The organism is Clostridium paraputrificum AGR2156, assembly GCF_000424025.1.
In the GTDB taxonomy this organism is placed as follows: domain Bacteria; phylum Bacillota; class Clostridia; order Clostridiales; family Clostridiaceae; genus Clostridium; species Clostridium paraputrificum.
This window is the reverse complement of the sequence record NZ_KE384122.1, coordinates 22003-39045: the sequence shown is the minus strand read 5'-3', so window position 1 is coordinate 39045 and position 17043 is coordinate 22003. Positions and strand designations below refer to the sequence as shown.

At 30.7% G+C, this 17043-nt stretch carries 15 protein-coding genes, 1 tRNA gene and 1 rRNA gene; 8 read left to right on the top strand and 9 right to left on the bottom strand.

The window, feature by feature from the left end:
• Window positions 1–2 precede the first annotated feature (2 nt).
• The 4 genes from G594_RS0114775 to licT form a co-directional block, all read right to left on the bottom strand.
• Complete coding sequence (locus G594_RS0114775; RefSeq protein WP_027099265.1) at window positions 3–686, bottom strand: response regulator transcription factor; 684 nt, start codon at window positions 684–686, stop codon at window positions 3–5.
• A gap of 135 nt (window positions 687–821) precedes the next feature.
• Window positions 822–2252 carry a 6-phospho-beta-glucosidase gene (locus tag G594_RS0114770; protein ID WP_155849321.1) on the bottom strand — a complete coding sequence of 477 codons (1431 nt, stop codon included), beginning with the start codon at window positions 2250–2252 and terminating at the stop codon, window positions 822–824.
• An 18-nt stretch (window positions 2253–2270) separates the two neighbouring features.
• Window positions 2271–4127, bottom strand: a complete 1857-nt coding sequence (locus G594_RS0114765; RefSeq protein ID WP_027099263.1) for a beta-glucoside-specific PTS transporter subunit IIABC — start codon at window positions 4125–4127, stop codon at window positions 2271–2273.
• Between the two features lie 197 nt (window positions 4128–4324).
• Complete coding sequence (gene licT, locus G594_RS0114760) at window positions 4325–5158, bottom strand: BglG family transcription antiterminator LicT (RefSeq protein WP_027099262.1); 834 nt, start codon at window positions 5156–5158, stop codon at window positions 4325–4327.
• A gap of 238 nt (window positions 5159–5396) precedes the next feature.
• On the opposite strand from licT, the gene G594_RS0114755 reads away from it, so the two are divergent.
• The 6 genes from G594_RS0114755 to G594_RS0114730 all read left to right on the top strand — a co-directional run bounded on the left by G594_RS0114755 (window position 5397) and on the right by G594_RS0114730 (window position 11950).
• Window positions 5397–6080 carry a polyphosphate polymerase domain-containing protein gene (locus G594_RS0114755; protein WP_027099261.1) on the top strand — a complete coding sequence of 228 codons (684 nt, stop codon included), beginning with the start codon at window positions 5397–5399 and terminating at the stop codon, window positions 6078–6080.
• 14 nt (window positions 6081–6094) lie between these two features.
• Complete coding sequence (locus G594_RS0114750; RefSeq protein WP_027099260.1) at window positions 6095–6781, top strand: DUF4956 domain-containing protein; 687 nt, start codon at window positions 6095–6097, stop codon at window positions 6779–6781.
• Window positions 6782–6877: 96 nt separating this feature from the next.
• Window positions 6878–8650, top strand: a complete 1773-nt coding sequence (locus G594_RS19750) for a CotH kinase family protein (RefSeq protein WP_167539567.1) — start codon at window positions 6878–6880, stop codon at window positions 8648–8650.
• A 237-nt stretch (window positions 8651–8887) separates the two neighbouring features.
• Window positions 8888–10378, top strand: a complete 1491-nt coding sequence (locus G594_RS0114740) for a PTS transporter subunit EIIC (protein ID WP_027099259.1) — start codon at window positions 8888–8890, stop codon at window positions 10376–10378.
• A gap of 19 nt (window positions 10379–10397) precedes the next feature.
• A complete protein-coding gene (locus G594_RS0114735; RefSeq protein WP_027099258.1) occupies window positions 10398–11042 on the top strand; it encodes an N-acetylmannosamine-6-phosphate 2-epimerase in 645 nt (214 codons plus the stop codon).
• 107 nt (window positions 11043–11149) lie between these two features.
• On the top strand, window positions 11150–11950 hold the full coding sequence (locus G594_RS0114730; protein WP_027099257.1) for a MurR/RpiR family transcriptional regulator: 801 nt from the start codon (window positions 11150–11152) through the stop codon (window positions 11948–11950).
• Window positions 11951–12009: 59 nt separating this feature from the next.
• Here the strand turns inward: G594_RS0114730 and G594_RS19100 are convergent, their stop codons facing one another.
• Genes G594_RS19100 through G594_RS0114715 form a run of 3 tightly spaced genes read right to left on the bottom strand, consistent with a single transcriptional unit; the run spans window position 12010 to window position 13538 of the window.
• On the bottom strand, window positions 12010–12396 hold the full coding sequence (locus G594_RS19100; protein WP_051196037.1) for a DUF3783 domain-containing protein: 387 nt from the start codon (window positions 12394–12396) through the stop codon (window positions 12010–12012).
• A gap of 12 nt (window positions 12397–12408) precedes the next feature.
• Complete coding sequence (gene yaaA, locus G594_RS0114720; protein WP_027099256.1) at window positions 12409–13176, bottom strand: peroxide stress protein YaaA; 768 nt, start codon at window positions 13174–13176, stop codon at window positions 12409–12411.
• 8 nt (window positions 13177–13184) lie between these two features.
• Window positions 13185–13538 carry an arsenate reductase family protein gene (locus G594_RS0114715; RefSeq protein WP_027099255.1) on the bottom strand — a complete coding sequence of 118 codons (354 nt, stop codon included), beginning with the start codon at window positions 13536–13538 and terminating at the stop codon, window positions 13185–13187.
• A 215-nt stretch (window positions 13539–13753) separates the two neighbouring features.
• On the opposite strand from G594_RS0114715, the gene ahpC reads away from it, so the two are divergent.
• Complete coding sequence (ahpC, locus tag G594_RS0114710; RefSeq protein WP_027099254.1) at window positions 13754–14317, top strand: alkyl hydroperoxide reductase subunit C; 564 nt, start codon at window positions 13754–13756, stop codon at window positions 14315–14317.
• A 107-nt stretch (window positions 14318–14424) separates the two neighbouring features.
• Window positions 14425–16098, top strand: a complete 1674-nt coding sequence (gene trxB, locus G594_RS0114705) for a thioredoxin-disulfide reductase (RefSeq protein ID WP_027099253.1) — start codon at window positions 14425–14427, stop codon at window positions 16096–16098.
• 357 nt (window positions 16099–16455) lie between these two features.
• Here trxB and G594_RS0114700 read toward each other — a convergent pair.
• Together G594_RS0114700 and rrf are read right to left on the bottom strand one after the other, a co-directional pair.
• Window positions 16456–16531 (bottom strand) — tRNA-Ala (locus tag G594_RS0114700).
• Between the two features lie 8 nt (window positions 16532–16539).
• A 5S ribosomal RNA gene (rrf, locus tag G594_RS0114695) occupies window positions 16540–16656 on the bottom strand.
• Window positions 16657–17043: the final 387 nt, after the last annotated feature.

The following is a 17043-nucleotide window of genomic DNA, read 5'->3' as shown; positions in this document are numbered from 1 at the left end:
CATTATTCTCCATCTTTATATTCTAAAATATAACCTAGATTTCTTATAGCTTTAATAGCTACCTTAGATTTTAAATAGGATAGTTTCCTTCTTAAAAATGATACATATACTTCAACATTATTATGTTCTGCTTCTGATTCATATCCCCAAAGCTTACTTATAATATCATCTTTATTTGAAATCATATCCTTCCTATTAATTAGTAATTCTAAAAGTCCAGATTCCTTTGCAGTAAGCTTAATACTATTTTCTTTTGATCCTAATTCTAAATTACCTATATTTAAAGTAATATCTCCATAAGACAATAGGTTATCACTTTGTACCTCACCTTTTCTTCTAGTTAAGGCTCTAATTCTTGCCATAAGCTCCTCAACATAAAATGGCTTAGGCAAATAATCATCTGCACCACAATCTAACCCAATAATCCTATCCTCCACTTCCCCCTTAGCTGTTAAAAGGATAATTGGTGTTGATATTCCCTCTTTTCTTGCCTTCTTCAATACTTCTATTCCATTTAATTTAGGTAGCATTATATCTAAAATAGCTCCATCATATATATCCGATAAAATATAGTCTAATCCACTTTCTCCATCAAAAACTCTATCAACTATATAATTATTCTTTTCTAAAATTGCACCAAGCGCCTCTGATAATTGCACCTCATCTTCAACTATTAAAATTCTCACTTTTTCACCTTCTTTATTAATAATATTACCATAGAAAACTTAAATGAAACTAAAAAATGTGGGGTAGATATTTATCCCCTTGTACTTAATGTAAAAAAAATAGGCTTACAAATGTAAACCTATTTCTATTATTTATTACTCAAGATTCTCTCCGTTAGTTGATATAACCTTTTTGTACCAATCAAAACTCTTTTTCTTTGTTCTTTCTAATGTACCATTTCCATTATCATCTTTATCAACATATATGAAACCATATCTTTTGCTCATTTCACCAGTAGATGCACTTACTAAATCTATACATCCCCAAGGAGTATACCCTATAAGCTCAACTCCATCCTTGATTCCTTCTTTCATTTGCTCAATATGCTTTCTTAAATATTCAATACGATAGTCATCATTTATTGAACCATCTTCTTCAACTTTATCCACAGCGCCTAGTCCATTTTCAACAATAAATAATGGTTTTTGATATCTATCATATAATTCATTCATTGTAATTCTTAATCCAACTGGATCTATTGTCCATCCCCATTCTGATTGCTTTAAGTATGGGTTTGGTAAGCTCTTAAAGGCATTTCCAGTAAGCTTTTGGCTCATAACAACTGGATCTGCGCTTCTTAATCTACTTGAGTAATAACTAAAAGCTACATAATCAACTGTATTCTCAGCTAATATTTTCTTTTCTTCCTCAGTTATTTCTATATTGAAGCCCATTTCTTCAAACATTCTATTTGCATAAGCTGGATATTTACCTCTTGCTTGTACATCAATAAAGAAGTAGTTATCCCTATTTCTAGCTTGAGCTTCTAGAATATCTTCTGGATTACAAGTATACGGATATATTTGTCCTGCTGCAAGCATACATCCTATCTTATTTTCTGGATCTATTTCATGCCCTAGTTTAGTTGCTAAAGCACTTGCTACTAATTGATGATGTGCTCCTTGATACTTAATTTGATTTATATTTTCTCCTTCTTCAAATATCAGTCCTCCACCAAATGAAGGTATATGAAGAATCATGTTTATTTCATTGAATGTCATCCAATACTTAACTTTACCTTTATAACGGTTAAATATAACATTACAGTAATTTAAGTAGAAATCAATTAGCTTTCTATTCTTCCACCCACCATATTTCTTTGTTAATTCTAATGGTGTATCAAAGTGATTAATGGTAATAACTGGCTCAATGTCATTAGCTATTAACTCATCTATTAATGAATCATAGAACTTTAATCCTTCTTCATTTGGAGCTTGATCATCTCCATTTGGAAATATTCTAGCCCAAGATATTGAAGTTCTTAAACACTTAAACCCCATCTCCTTAAATAGCTTTATATCCCCTTTATATCTGTGATAAAAATCTATTGATACATGAGATGGATAATATCCATAATCCTTCTCCATAGCTTTTTTAGCATCTGCTAAAGCCTCTTTTCTTAAGGCACCTCCCGGTAGAATATCTACCGGTGACATCCCCTTTCCGTCTTCAAGATAAGCTCCTTCACATTGGTTAGCTGCTATAGCTCCACCCCATAAGAAATTTTCTGGAATTATATTTTTCATAATTAATCTCCTTACTGCTTATAGAATTGTGATTACTGTTTCTCCTACCTTAGCCTTTTCATCACATTTCCCTACTATATCTAAATATTTATCTGAATTTGTTACTATAACTGGAGTTACTGTTTCATATCCTTTTGCTTTTACAGCTTCTAAATCTACATCTACTAATGGATCTCCAACCTTTACTCTATCTCCATCTTTAATATGAGCTATAAAATGTTCTCCATTTAATTGAACTGTATCCATACCTATGTGGATTAATACTTCCACACCTTCATCTGATAATAATCCAATTGCATGCTTAGTTTTAAATATTGTTTGAACTGTTCCATTTATTGGCGAAACTACTTTCCCATCAGTTGGTATAATAGCTACACCTTTTCCTATAATTCCTGATGCAAATGTTTCATCTTCTACTTGCTCTAGAGCAATAACTTCTCCATTAATCGGACATGCTATTTCAACTTTCTCTACTAATCTATCTACAGTTTCTATTGCTGCTATCTCTTCTTTTCCTTCTTCTACTGGATCATCAAATCCTATAATCCAAGCAGCTATAAATGAAACTACAAATGCTATTACTGCACCTATACATGCATTTATTATATTAGCTGATCCATTTCCTCCAATATATCCTGGTAATGCTAGTAATCCTGGAGAACCTGATACAAATCTACCTACTCCTGTAATTCCAAGGTATAACCCTGAAACACCTCCACCAATCATAGCAGCATATAAAGGTTTCTTTAATGCTAAGTTAACACCATACATTGCTGGTTCTGTAATACCACAAACTGCTGTAAGTCCTGATGATCCTGCTAATTGTTTTAAGTCTTTGTTCTTTGATTTTAATGCAACACATAATGCTGCTCCACCTTGAGCTATGTTAGAAGCTAACATACCAGGTCCTACTACTGTATCAAATCCTGCTGTAGCAACATTATTTATTCCTATTGGAATTAATCCATAATGCATTCCTGTCATAACTAATAATGGTGAGAATGTACCAACGACAAATGGAACTAACCAACTTGCATATGAATCTAAGAATGCTATTGCACTTGCTATACCATCACCTAGAATAGTTCCTAAAGGTCCTAAAACTATAAGTAATACTGGTGCTGTAACTAAAATTGTAATAAGTGGCTTTGTAAAGAATTTAACTACCTTTGGTGATACTTTATCAGCTATTGGTTCTACAAATGACATAAACCATACTCCAAGAATTATTGGAATAACTGATGAAGAATATCCTGCTAAAGTTACTGGTAATCCTAAGAATGAAACTGGATCACCAGCTGTTTTTAATGCTGCAAAGTTAGGGTGTAATAATACCCCTGCTATTGTCATTGCTAAATATGCATTACACTTAAACTTCTTAGCTGCTGAGTTTGCAAGTAAGAATGGTAAGAAGTAGAATGCTGCATCTCCCATAAAGTTTAAAATGTAATATGTTTGTGATGATGTATCTATTAAATTAAATGATACTAATAGTGCTAATACACATTTAATCATACCTGCACCAGTGATTGCTGGTATAATTGGTGTAAAGATACCTGCTATTGTATCAAACACTTGTACTAATTTACCTTTCTTTTCCCCATCATTTTTATTATCATTTCCATCTGAGAAGTTCCCTAGCTCAGTAAGTGGCTTATAAACACTTGCTACGTCACTTCCTATGATAACTTGGAATTGTCCACCCTTATTTACAACTCCCATAACACCTTTTGTTTTCTTTAAAGCATCCATATCTGCTTTAGTTTCATCTTTTAAGGTAAATCTTAATCTTGTTGCACAGTGAGTTAAGAATGCAACGTTTTCTTTTCCTCCAACTTTCTCTAGAATTTGTTTTGCTAATTCTGCGTAATTCATAATTTTCTTTCCTCCATTTATTTAAATTATTAATAATGAAGGTTTTGCCTGCTTTACCAGTAACAATCCTAAAAATATATATTGTCTGTACTTGGCTAAAAGAAAAAACCTAAACTAATCCTAGAGCAAAAAGGGTGAAGTATATGCTCTAAGAATAATCTAGGTTTTGCCTGCCGTTCCAGTAACAATCCTGTTAATTATTTATTTTCTGTCACACGTTGTATGTGAATCATTAGATATAATTTTTCTTCTTTTGTTAAATCATATGTATACTTTTCTTTTATAAATTTTTCTACTTTCTTTACACATTCATGTGCAATAGGATATTTAATCTTGATCATATCATAGATTTCATCATCCTTATCAGTATAGGTCTTGCCATTAAATAATCTTTGTGCAAAGAATTTTAAGTGAGTTATGAATCTGTAATAACTTAATGATTCTTCATCAAAATCTATTTTATAATGATATTTGACTATGTTTAAAATTTCTTGCATAACCTTAGTCATATTCATAAGGTTCGGCATTTCTTCATTTAATTCTGCATTAACTATGTGAAGAGCTATAAATGCCGCCTCATCTTCAGGAAGCTCTATATTTAAATCTTCCTTTATCATCTTTAATGCTTCAACACCAATACAAAACTCATCCTTATAAAGTCTTTTTATATCCCATAATAAAGCATTTTTTAATTGGATACCATTTTTATATCTATCAATTGTACTATTTATATGGTCAGTTAATGAAATAAATATACTTTCATTTAACTTCTTACCTAGTTCTGTCTTAGCATAAGTAATTATTTTTTCAGATAACAACATATACTCACTTGGAATCTCTTGTAGTAATTGCTGGAACTTATCAGTAATATCCTTATTGGTTATTGTAAATATCTTTTCGATATTATCTTCATTTATTTCTGCTCCAATCTTCTTTTGAAAAGCAAGGCCTCGTCCCATGACAATTACTTCTTGTCCTTTGTCATTAATTGAGACTACAACATTATTATTAAGTATTTTTTCAATCTTCATTATCTAACCTCCACTCTTCAAAAACATAAAAAGACAAAACCATCCCATAACAAAAAAATATTATGAAATAGGTTTTGCCTGCATTACCAGTAACAATCCGTGTATACGTTTTATATATATTATATTATCATCTCATTTATAGCCTGTCAACATTATTCTACAAAATTTTCAGAAATATTTTAAGTTTATTTAAGCTTTAAACTATATAATTCCTTCATAAGAAAAGGAGGTGAATTAAATGAATACTCCAAAATATAGACATGAAATTAAACATTTCATTAATTATTCTGACTACTTGCAAATAAGAAATAGATTAAAACATATTGCATCGATAGATACATCTAGCACTTCTAATGGTAGATATAAAATAAGAAGTTTATATTTTGATAACCTTTATGACAAAGTTTTAATGGAAAAAATCAACGGATTCAATAAGCGTGAAAAATTTAGAATACGTTTCTATAATAATGATACATCCTTTATAAGACTAGAAAAGAAAAGTAAAAATAATGGACTTTGTTTAAAGGAAAGTACTATTTTAACAAAAGAACAATGTAAAGACATTATAAATAATAATCTTAATTGGATAAAAGATTCTAATGATAATTTACTTTTTGAATTTTATAGTAAATGTAAATATCAATTATTAAAGCCTAAAATAATAGTAGATTATGTTAGAGAGGCTTTTGTATACGAACCAGGTAACGTAAGGATAACCTTTGATATGGATGTTAGAACAGGAATATACTCAAACAATATCTTTAATCCTTCACTTCCTGTTGCTCCAACTAATACAAACTTAATTATATTAGAAGTTAAATATGATGAATTTTTGCCTGAAATTATTAATAATGTCATTCAAACTAACAACAGAGAAGTCGCAACTATATCTAAATATGCTTCAAGTAGAATTTATGGATAAAAAGGAGAATTAAAATGGATAAATCACTAACATTTAATGATATTTTTAAATCAAGTTTCTTAGAAAAAGCTTCAAGTTTTTCAATATTAGATACATTTATTGCTCTTACTTTAGCTTTAGCAATTGGTATGTTTATTTTTATAATATATAAAAAGACTTTTAATGGAGTTATGTATTCTGCAAATTTTGGAACATCCTTAATTGCAATTACATTAGTTACTACATTAATAATACTTGCTGTTACATCTAATGTAGTTTTATCACTTGGTATGGTAGGTGCTCTATCAATAGTTAGATTCCGTAGCGCCATTAAAGAACCTATGGATATAGTTTATATCTTTTGGTCAATTAACGTTGGTATAGTACTTGGTGCCGGATTAATTCCCCTAGCTGTTATAGGCTCTCTTTTCATAGGTTTATTTATGATTATATTTGTAAATAGAAAAACTTCAGATAATCCTTATATCTTAGTTTTAAATTGCTATGATAATGAAAGTGAAAAAAAAGCTGTTGATTATGTAAAACAACACGTAAAAAAGCATGTTATTAAATCCAAAACTATTTCTTCTGACTTTAAAATCGAGCTAACGCTTGAAATAAGATTAAAAGATATGAGCACAGATTTTATAAATAAGTTAGCTTCTATTGATGGTATTAATAACGCTGTATTAGTAAGCTATAATGGAGACTACATGGGCTAGTCCCCTTGTTTTATAAAACCTTTGATTAAAAGTAATAAATTTAAGGTAATTGCTTGTGTTTTCATGGTATGTGCTCTACTATTTACATCCTTTATATTGATTTATCCAAAGGAAGTGTCAAATGCAAGTTCTGACCAATATTCAACCTTACTTTTCGATAACACAAAAGTTGCTGATATTAAAATTAATATATCTGACGAGGACTGGCAAGACATGTTATCTAATCCACTAAAAGAGGAATATCACAGAGCTGATATAACAATTAATGGAGAAGCTTTTTATAATGTTGGTATTAGAACAAAAGGAAATACAAGTTTATCTCAAGTTGTCTCTTCTGATTCAGAAAGATATAGCTTTAAAGTTAAATTTGATAAATACGTAAATGGACCAAACTACTATGGTCTAGACATGTTAAACCTAAATAATATTTATGCAGATGCAACATATTTAAAAGAATACCTATCCTATGACTTGTTTGAGTTTATGGGAGTTACTACACCAAAAAACTCTTTCTCCAATATAGCTATTAATGATAATAATTATGGTCTATATCTAGCTATTGAAGGATTACAAGAGTCTTATCTAGAAAGAAATTATGACTACGACCATGGAAATTTATACAAAGCTGAAGGTACAGGAACAAATTTGAAATACACTGGAGAAACTCAAAGTAATTATTCTGGACTTAAAGATAATGCAATAACGGCTATAACAGATGATGATTTTCAAAAAATTATAGATATGATTAAAAACTTAAACAATGGAACTAACTTAGAAAAATATATTGATATAGATGCCACATTAAGGTATTTTGCAGTAAGTACAACACTTGTTAATTTAGATAGCTATCAATCTAATCTATTTCATAATTACTATATATATGAGAAAGATGGGATTTGCACCATTCTCCCTTGGGATTTAAACCTATCCTTTGGTGGATTTTCTGCTGAAATGGGTGGTGGAAACAGAGGTGAAATGAATAATTCAAAAAGAACAAGTAGCGATTTATCTACCATACATTTTCCTATTGATGAACCTACAAGCACCAACTTGTCAGATAGCCCATTATTAGAAAAATTATTAGAAGTTAATGAGTATAAAGATTTATATCATAAATATCTTAATGATATTGTTTCAACTTATTTTGATAGTGGCATATTTAAAAATAAATTATATTCTACAGCTTCTCTTATAGATGAATATGTAAAAAATGATTCTACAGCCTTCTATAGCTATAGTCAATTTAAAAATTCTTTAGACGAACTATATAAACTTGGAAATTATAGATCAAAAAGTATATCTCTTCAACTTACAGGAGTTATACCATCTACTAAAGAAGCACAAAATCAAGTTAACCTTGATGAATATCTTGGATCCAACCTAGTAAATATGAGTCTTCTTGGATCTATGGGTGGTGGAAAAGGAGACGCAAACAAGGTAAATGCTATGAATCAAAATACTGATTCTAATATTTCTTCTAATATACCACCACAAATAAATAATGCTACAAATGGCAATATGAATCCTCCCGATATGGATATAAATCAAGGAGGAATTAATGGTAATATACCTTCTCCTAACAATAATAATCAGAATGGTATGACTGCTCCACCTATTGATAATGATATGATGATGCAACAAACTGAAAGTAGTAACAATAAATTACCTAAGCCAGAAGATAATCAGCAACAAATACCAGTTCCAAATGACAAAACAAAGCCAGCTATGGGTAATATGGATAAAAACAATCTTAATTCCAATAAAAGTATATCAACTCTAGAAATGGCTTTTGTATTATCATCTATTGTAGTAATAAGTATAGCATGTATATTGGCTAATAAATTTAAACGAAAAAAATATATGGTATAATTAAAAACTTGGTTTCTTATAAAGAAATCAAGTTTTTTTAAGATTAAATATATTTGCATATTTATCACAAATGTAGCTAATAATAAAAATCACATTGAACGAATTTTTTAAAATTTTTTTCACTTTCCCTATTGCAATGAAAATAATTTCATGGTATATTGTAAACATATTCAGTGAAAAATATTTTTACTGATGTTGCAATCATGAAAATAATTTTATAAAATGAAGGAGGATGTTATGTTTAAACAACTTCAAAAAATCGGAAAATCATTTATGTTGCCAATTGCAATATTACCTGCAGCTGGTTTATTACTTGGAATTGGTGGTGCACTATCAAATCCTAACACTGTACAAGCTTATCCGTTCTTAGATATTCCTTGGTTACAAGGTATATTTAAAATAATGTCATCTGCTGGAGACGTAGTATTCGGTAACTTAGCACTTATAATGTGTATTGGTCTTTCAGTTGGACTTGCTAAGAAAGATAAAGGTACTGCTGCACTAGCTGGTGCTGTTGCATTCCTTGTAATGAATGCTTCTATTAAAGGAATGATTGGTGCTTTCAACCCTGCTGTTGAATCAATTGATACAGGGGTTGTTGGTTCCATAGTTATAGGTTCATTAGTTGCATATCTACATAATAGATATCACAACATTCAATTACCTGCAGTATTAGGATTCTTTGGTGGATCAAGATTTGTTCCAATAGTCTCTTCATTTGCAGCCATTGGTGTTGGTGCAATCTTCTTCCTAATCTGGCCTACTTTCCAAGGTTGGTTAGTTAGCGCTGGAAATGGTATTGCTAACTTAGGTCCTATAGGAACTTTCCTTTATGGATTCTTATTAAGATTAACTGGTGCTGTTGGATTACATCACATGATTTACCCATTATTCTGGTATACAGAATTAGGTGGAGTTGCTCAAGTTGCTGGACAAACTGTAACTGGTGCACAAAACATATTCTTTGCTGAGTTAGCTGACCCAAATCACGTAGGTTTATTTACTGAAGGTACTAGATTCTTTGCTGGACGTTTTGCAACAATGATGTTTGGTCTACCAGCTGCTTGTTTAGCAATGTATCATTGTGTTCCAAAAAATAAGAGAAAGGCTGTTGCTGGTTTATTCTTAGGTGCTGCAATCACATCATTTGTAACTGGTATTACAGAGCCAATTGAATTCATGTTCTTATTCGTAGCTCCTTGGCTATATGTAGTGCATGCTTTCTTCGATGGATTATCATTCTTCTTAGCAGATATATTAAATGTATCAATTGGTAATACATTCTCTGGTGGATTAATTGACTTCTCACTATTTGGTGTATTACAAGGTAACGAAAAAACAAACTGGATTTATGTAATATTAATAGGTATTGCATGGGCCGTATTATACTATGTAACATTTAGATTCTTAATAACTAAATTCAATGTTCCTACTCCAGGTAGAGAATCCGACGGTGAGGAAGTTAAAGTTATTACTAAAGATTCTATGAGCGAAACTGCTGCTGAAATCTTAGCTGCACTAGGTGGAAAAGAAAACTTAGATGATGTTGATGCTTGTATTACAAGATTAAGAGTAGCCGTTAAAGATGTAAGTAAAGTAGATAAAGATAAGATAAAAGCTCTAGGGGCTACTGCTGTCCTTGAAGTTAAAGGTGGAATCCAAGCTATATTTGGAGCAAAAGCAGATCCTCTAAAACAAAAAATTAATGAAATAATCGATAAAGAATAATTTATAAGGAGTGAAAGTAATGAATAAAGGATTAATCGTATCATGTCAAGCACTACCAAATGAACCACTACATAGCTCCTTCATAATGGGTAGAATGGCTTTAGCAGCTAAAGAAGGTGGAGCAATTGGTATACGTGCTAACACTATAGCTGATATTCAAGCAATAAAAGCAGAAGTTGATCTACCTATCATCGGAATAATAAAACAGGATTATGATAATATGATTCCATATATTACTCCTACAATGAAGGAAGTTGATGCTTTAGTTAAAGAAGGTATAGATGTAGTAGCTTTAGATGCAACTATAAATCAAGATGAAGATTTCCTTAAAGAAGTTATAGCTAAGTATCCAAAACAAAAATTTATGGCTGACATTTCAACTGTTGAAGAAGGTTTAAGAGCCGAAAAATTAGGCTTCCATTTTGTAGGAACAACATTAATTGGATATACTGAACAATCTAAGGGTATGAATAACTTCCAAGTTCTTTCTACACTAATTGAGAACTGTAATGTTCCAGTTATAGCAGAGGGTAATTTTGATACTCCTGAAAAGGCTAGAAAAGCCTTAGAAATTGGTGCTTATTCAGTAGTCGTTGGTGGAGCTATTACTAGACCACAACTTATAGCAAAGAAATTTAGTGAAGAAGTTCAGAAAGCATTATAGAATACTCATACCAAAGAGATAGAGACTATTAAGTCCCTATCTCTTATTTTATAAAAAAAAGAATTATGGTATCATTAAATATATCACTGTATTATGGAGGTTTTTAATTGAACATTATATGCGAGATACAACAAAAATATAATAATTTTTCAGATAAAGAAAAAGCTATTGCTGATTATATCTTAAATCAACCTGATATGATTAAAAATATAAATATAACAGAATTAGCTAAAATAATAGGCACTTCTGGTGCTACTATTACTAGATTTTCTAAAAAAATTGGCTGCGATAGCTTTGTTGAAATGAAAATGCAGATTAATTTAAGTACTAATGATAGCGAATCTATTGATAGTGATGATATTTTTTCAAGTGTCTATAGTCATTACAATGAAGTAATTGAAAGAACAAATTCAATTATAGATAAATCCGCTATATTTAATATAGTTGAAGAAATAAAAAAGGCTAATAAAATATATCTTTATGGAGTTGGTAGTTCTGGTTTAACAGCTACTGAAATGATGCAAAGATTAATAAGAATGGGATTTAATATACATTGTATCTCAGACTCTCATATGATGATTATTAATAGTTCAATAGCATCCTCAGAAGACCTTGTTATAGGATTATCTATATCAGGTGAAACAAAAGAGGTTGTAAATGCTTTAAAGGTTTCTAAGAGAAATGGTGCTAAAACTGCTTGTATAACAAGCTTTGATGAAAGTTCAGTAACAGTCTATTCGGATATAATATTAAAAGTTTATAATACTCGTTTCATAGGTAGACATAAGTTTATAAACTCTCAGTTTTCTACTATGTATCTTTTAGATTTAATATCTACTGTATTATTAGAAGATAAAAACTTAGAAGAAAAAATGCAAATAACTATAGATGCCATAATTAATTCATAATGTTAAGAAAAAGGACTAGTTCAAAATTATTATAATTTCAAACTAGTCCTATATCTTTACTATTCCTCTATGTGTTTTGCTTCTCTTCCTTGCCTTTCAGCCTTTCTTTCTTCTATAAGGTTCTTTAATAAATGAGATAAAGTCCAATTTATTGATGTTTCTGTTACAATAGCCTTCATAGCAGGAGCAATTCTCATTTTTTTCATATTATCTATAAACATACTTACCTTCATGTTAGATAAATCATTAAATATAATTGCTCTATCTCTTATTTCTTCTTCACATTCTGAAGAAATATTATCTTCTAAAATGTCTTTTACTAAAGTATTTCCATTGGTCCAGTTAACTCTTATCTGGTCCTTTAATCCCATAATACTTCCATAAGTTTTCAATAGCTTTGCTTCTTTATCATTAAAGTTACAAATAATTATACAAGGTCTGCTCATATCTTCACCTCTCTATCTAGTAAATACTAATTCATTTTCATTAGATAAAACCTCATTATAAGTATATCCATCTAAATCAAAATCTTTAACTTCTTCTACTGTATTAATTTTATTTTGAACAACATATCTGGCCATCATTCCTCTTGCTTTTTTTGCATACATGCTAACCATCTTATGTTTTCCATCTTTATATTCTAGAAAATTCACATCTACTATTCTATATTTTTCATTTATCATAGGCACATTCAAGACACTACTATATTCTTTTGAAGCTAAGTTTACTAGTACCTTTTCACCTGGGGATGTATCTATTGCTTCCATAATCTTACCTGTAATCCTATCTCCCCAGAATTCATAAAGATCATTGCCCCTATTATTTTTAAGCTTTGTACCCATTTCTAATCTATATTCTTTAATTTTATCTAATGGTTCAATAACCCCATATAATCCTGATAATATTCTTAATACACTATTAGAATGAAGAAAATCTTCTTCTGAGAAATCTTCTACACCTATACCTCTATAGGCTTCCCCTTTAAAGGCAAGAATAGCTGTGTATTCTTTAGTATCTTCATTATAAAAATTTCTATATCTATCATAATTCAATATTCCTAATTTATCTGATATTTTCATTAATGAACATAATTCATCTAATGAAAATTTCTTTAGTATAGAAACTAACTCTTTAGTATCCTCTTCAAAAGCCAATTTCTTATTAGAAGTTTCTATATTATTAATCTTTGTATTTATAGTTTTGGCTGGAGATAAAATCATTAACATACTTTCACCTATAGTATCTCCCTATATAAATCTTCCTTAAAACCAACAAGCACCTTATCACCATTTATAAGAATAGGTCTCTTTACTAACATACCATTTGTTGATAATAATTCTGCAGCTTCTTCCTTTGTAATGCTCTTAACCTTATCCTTTAAATTCATTTCCTTATATAGTTTTCCTGAAGTATTAAAAAACTTCTTAGCTTCTAGCCCACTCATATCTATCCACTTTAATAGCTCTTCTTTGCTAGGATTCTCTTCTACTATATGTCTATCAATAAATTCTACATTGTTTTCTTTTAGGAATTTTTTTGCCTTTATACATGTTGTACACTTTGGATATTCTATAAAAATCATACTCATATTTCAATCTCCTTTATTATTTAATAATTATTATCTATTTTATCATATAAGATTTAATTTGCCTATATATAAGTAACTACAATTTTATTAACTAATAATAATTATTTTTTACCAAAACATATTGACAAATTACTAATTAATAATTATTATTAATACATAAGTAGTTGATAATAATTATCAAAGCAAAAAAATATATTTTTAGGAGGATTTAGATTATGTCATTAATCGGAAAACAAATACCAGAATTTAAAGTTCAAGCATATCATAACGGAGATTTTAAGGAAGTAACATCTTCAGATGTTAAAGGTAAGTGGGGAGTATTCTTCTTTTATCCAGCAGACTTCACTTTTGTTTGTCCAACTGAATTAGGTGACTTAGCTGATAACTATGAAAACTTCCAAAAAATTGGATGTGAAGTTTACTCAGTATCTACTGATACTCATTTTGTACACAAAGCATGGGCTGATGCTTCAGAAACAATAGCTAAAATTCAATATCCAATGTTAGGGGATCCAACTGGAACTCTTTCTAGAGGATTTGAAGTCATGATTGAAGAAGAAGGTTTAGCTTTGAGAGGAACTTTCATTGTTAATCCAGAAGGAGAAATTAAAGCTTATGAAGTACATGATTTAGGAATCGGAAGAAATGCAGAAGAATTATTAAGAAAAGTTCAAGCTGCTCAATTCGTGGCCGAACATGGTGACCAAGTATGCCCAGCTAAGTGGACTCCAGGTGCTGAAACTTTAGTACCAAGCTTAGATTTAGTAGGTAAGCTATAATTCTTTTAACTAAAGCGTGGCTAATTGAGCCACGCTTTTATTTCAAAAAATATTTAAGATTTTTTATAAAAAAGTTTTAAATACTTTTTGAAAGGGAGGATTTTAATATGAATAATAAAATATATGATTTAGTCGTTATAGGGGCTGGTCCAGCCGGACTTTCTGCTAGTATATATGCAGGTAGAGCAAAGTTAAATACATTGATATTAGAAAAAGGGCAACCAGGAGGACAAATAACTAAAACCTCTGAAATAGTAAACTACCCTGCTATCAGAAAAACTTCTGGACATGAACTAATGGAAGAAATGAGAATGCAAGCTGAATACTTTGGTGTTAAATTTCAAAGAGCTGAAGTTACTGATGTAGATTTCTCAGGAGAAGTAAAAATTTTAAAAACTGATATAGGAGAAATCCAAAGCAGAAGTGTTATTATAGCAACAGGAGCTAGTCCAAGAAAACTTGGTTTCCCTGGTGAAGAAGAATTTGGGGGAAGAGGTGTAGCTTACTGTGCTACTTGTGATGGTGAGTTCTTTAAAGGGCTCGAAGTTCTGGTTATAGGTGCTGGATTTGCTGCTTGTGAAGAAGCTATTTATCTAACTAGATTTGCTAAGAAAGTTACTATAATAGCTAGAGAGCCTGAATTTACTTGTGCAAAAACTATTGGGGATAAGGTTAAATCCAATCCTAAAATCCATGTTAAATTTAACACTGAAGTTATAGAGGCAGTTGGCGATGATTTACTACGTTCAGTTAAATTAATTAATAATGTAACTGGAGAAAAATCAGAATATCATCCACCAAAGGAAGATGGAACTTTTGGAATATTTATTTTTGCTGGATATGTTCCTCAAACTTCAATATTTAAAAATGTTGTTAATTTAGATAACTTTGGATATATATTAACTGATGATAATATGAAAACTAATATTAATGGTATATACGCGGCTGGTGACTTAAGGCCTAAAGCATTAAGACAAGTTGTTACTGCTGTAGCTGATGGCGCTATTGCTGCTACTGATGCTGAAAAATATATTGCAGAAGAAAAAGAACGTTTAGGTATAATTGATGAACCTACCGAAGAAAAAACTTTGCCCAAAAAAGAAGAACCTAATAAAGAAATTTTAAAGCCATCTTCATCAGGAAGAAGCCATTTATTAAATGATTCTTTAAGAAACCAATTATCTTCTATATTATCAAAAATGCAAAATGAAGTTACTCTTATAACTATAGTAGATCCTAATAATAGTAAGTCAATTGAGCTTAGAGATTTGGTTCTTGATATAGCTGACTTAGGTGAAAAACTAAAAGCTGAAGTTTATATCAAAGGTAATACTAAGTCAATCGAAGAAAAAATAAATGCCGATAAATATCCAGTAGTAGGACTATTAGATAAAGATAGAAATTATAGTGGTGTTAAATTCCACGGTGTTCCTGGTGGTCACGAATTAAATTCATTTATATTAGCTATATATAATTTATCAGGACCTGGTCAAGCAATTGAGCCTACAAATTTAAAGGCTATAAAAAACATTAATAATAAAATCAATCTTAAGGTATGTGTTTCACTTTCTTGTCACCTTTGTCCAGATGTCGTTGCATCTGCTCAAAGAATAGCAATCGAAAATCCTAATGTAGAGGCGGAAATGTTGGATTTAGCAAACTTTGATGAAATAAAAACTAAATATAAACTTATGAGCGTACCAGCTATAATAGTAAATAATAAAGATGTATACTTTGGGGCTAAAAAAATAGATGAAATAATAAATCTAATAAATAAATAATAAGACTCGCATAAGCGAGTCTTATTATTTATTGTATTTTGAATCCTATCTGCTACAGATATGGTTCTAAATAGCTTTTAGCGATGAGTATTTAAAAGAATATATAAAAAGCTATAGCATAATTTAAATAAATATATCGACTTGTTTACTGGTGATTCGGTAAAAGGAAGTAAAAAACAAATCACCTTTGAGGTGCAGCAGTTTGCAAAGTGGTACGAAAGCATTACCACCCGTTTTATAGGTTCCTGATTACCTCTTATTTTTATTTATTAAATTTTTTTAATATTAAAACAAATATACACATTATTAAGCATAACCTTAGACAAAATAAAAAAGGACTACATTCGTAGTCCTTTATGGTGGAGATAAAGAGATTCGAACTCTTGACCCCCTGCGTGCAAGGCAGGTGCTCTCCCAACTGAGCTATACCCCCACAATATTACCTGGCAACGTCCTACTCTCCCACACAGTCTCCCATGCAGTACCATCGGCGCTATAGAGCTTAACTTTCCTGTTCGGTATGGGAAGGAGTGTTTCCTCTATGCCATCATCACCAGATGTCTGACAGTCCAAATTTTATATTTGGTTACTGAAACGTATGCAATCCCTTAGGATTGTATTCCTTAATCAGAGTTGTTCTCTGAAAATTGCACATAATAATTTGAAATTTCTTTAACTTGGTCAAGCCCTCGACCTATTAGTATCAGTCAGCTACATACATTACTGCACTTACACCTCTGACCTATCAACCTCGTGTTCTTCAAGGGGTCTTACTAGCTTATGCTATGGGAAATCTCATCTTGAGGTGGGCTTCACGCTTAGATGCTTTCAGCGTTTATCCCTTCCCGACTTAGCTACCCAGCTGTGCTCCTGGCGGAACAACTGGTGCACCAGAGGTCAGTCCATCCCGGTCCTCTCGTACTAAGGACAGCTCCTCTCAAATTT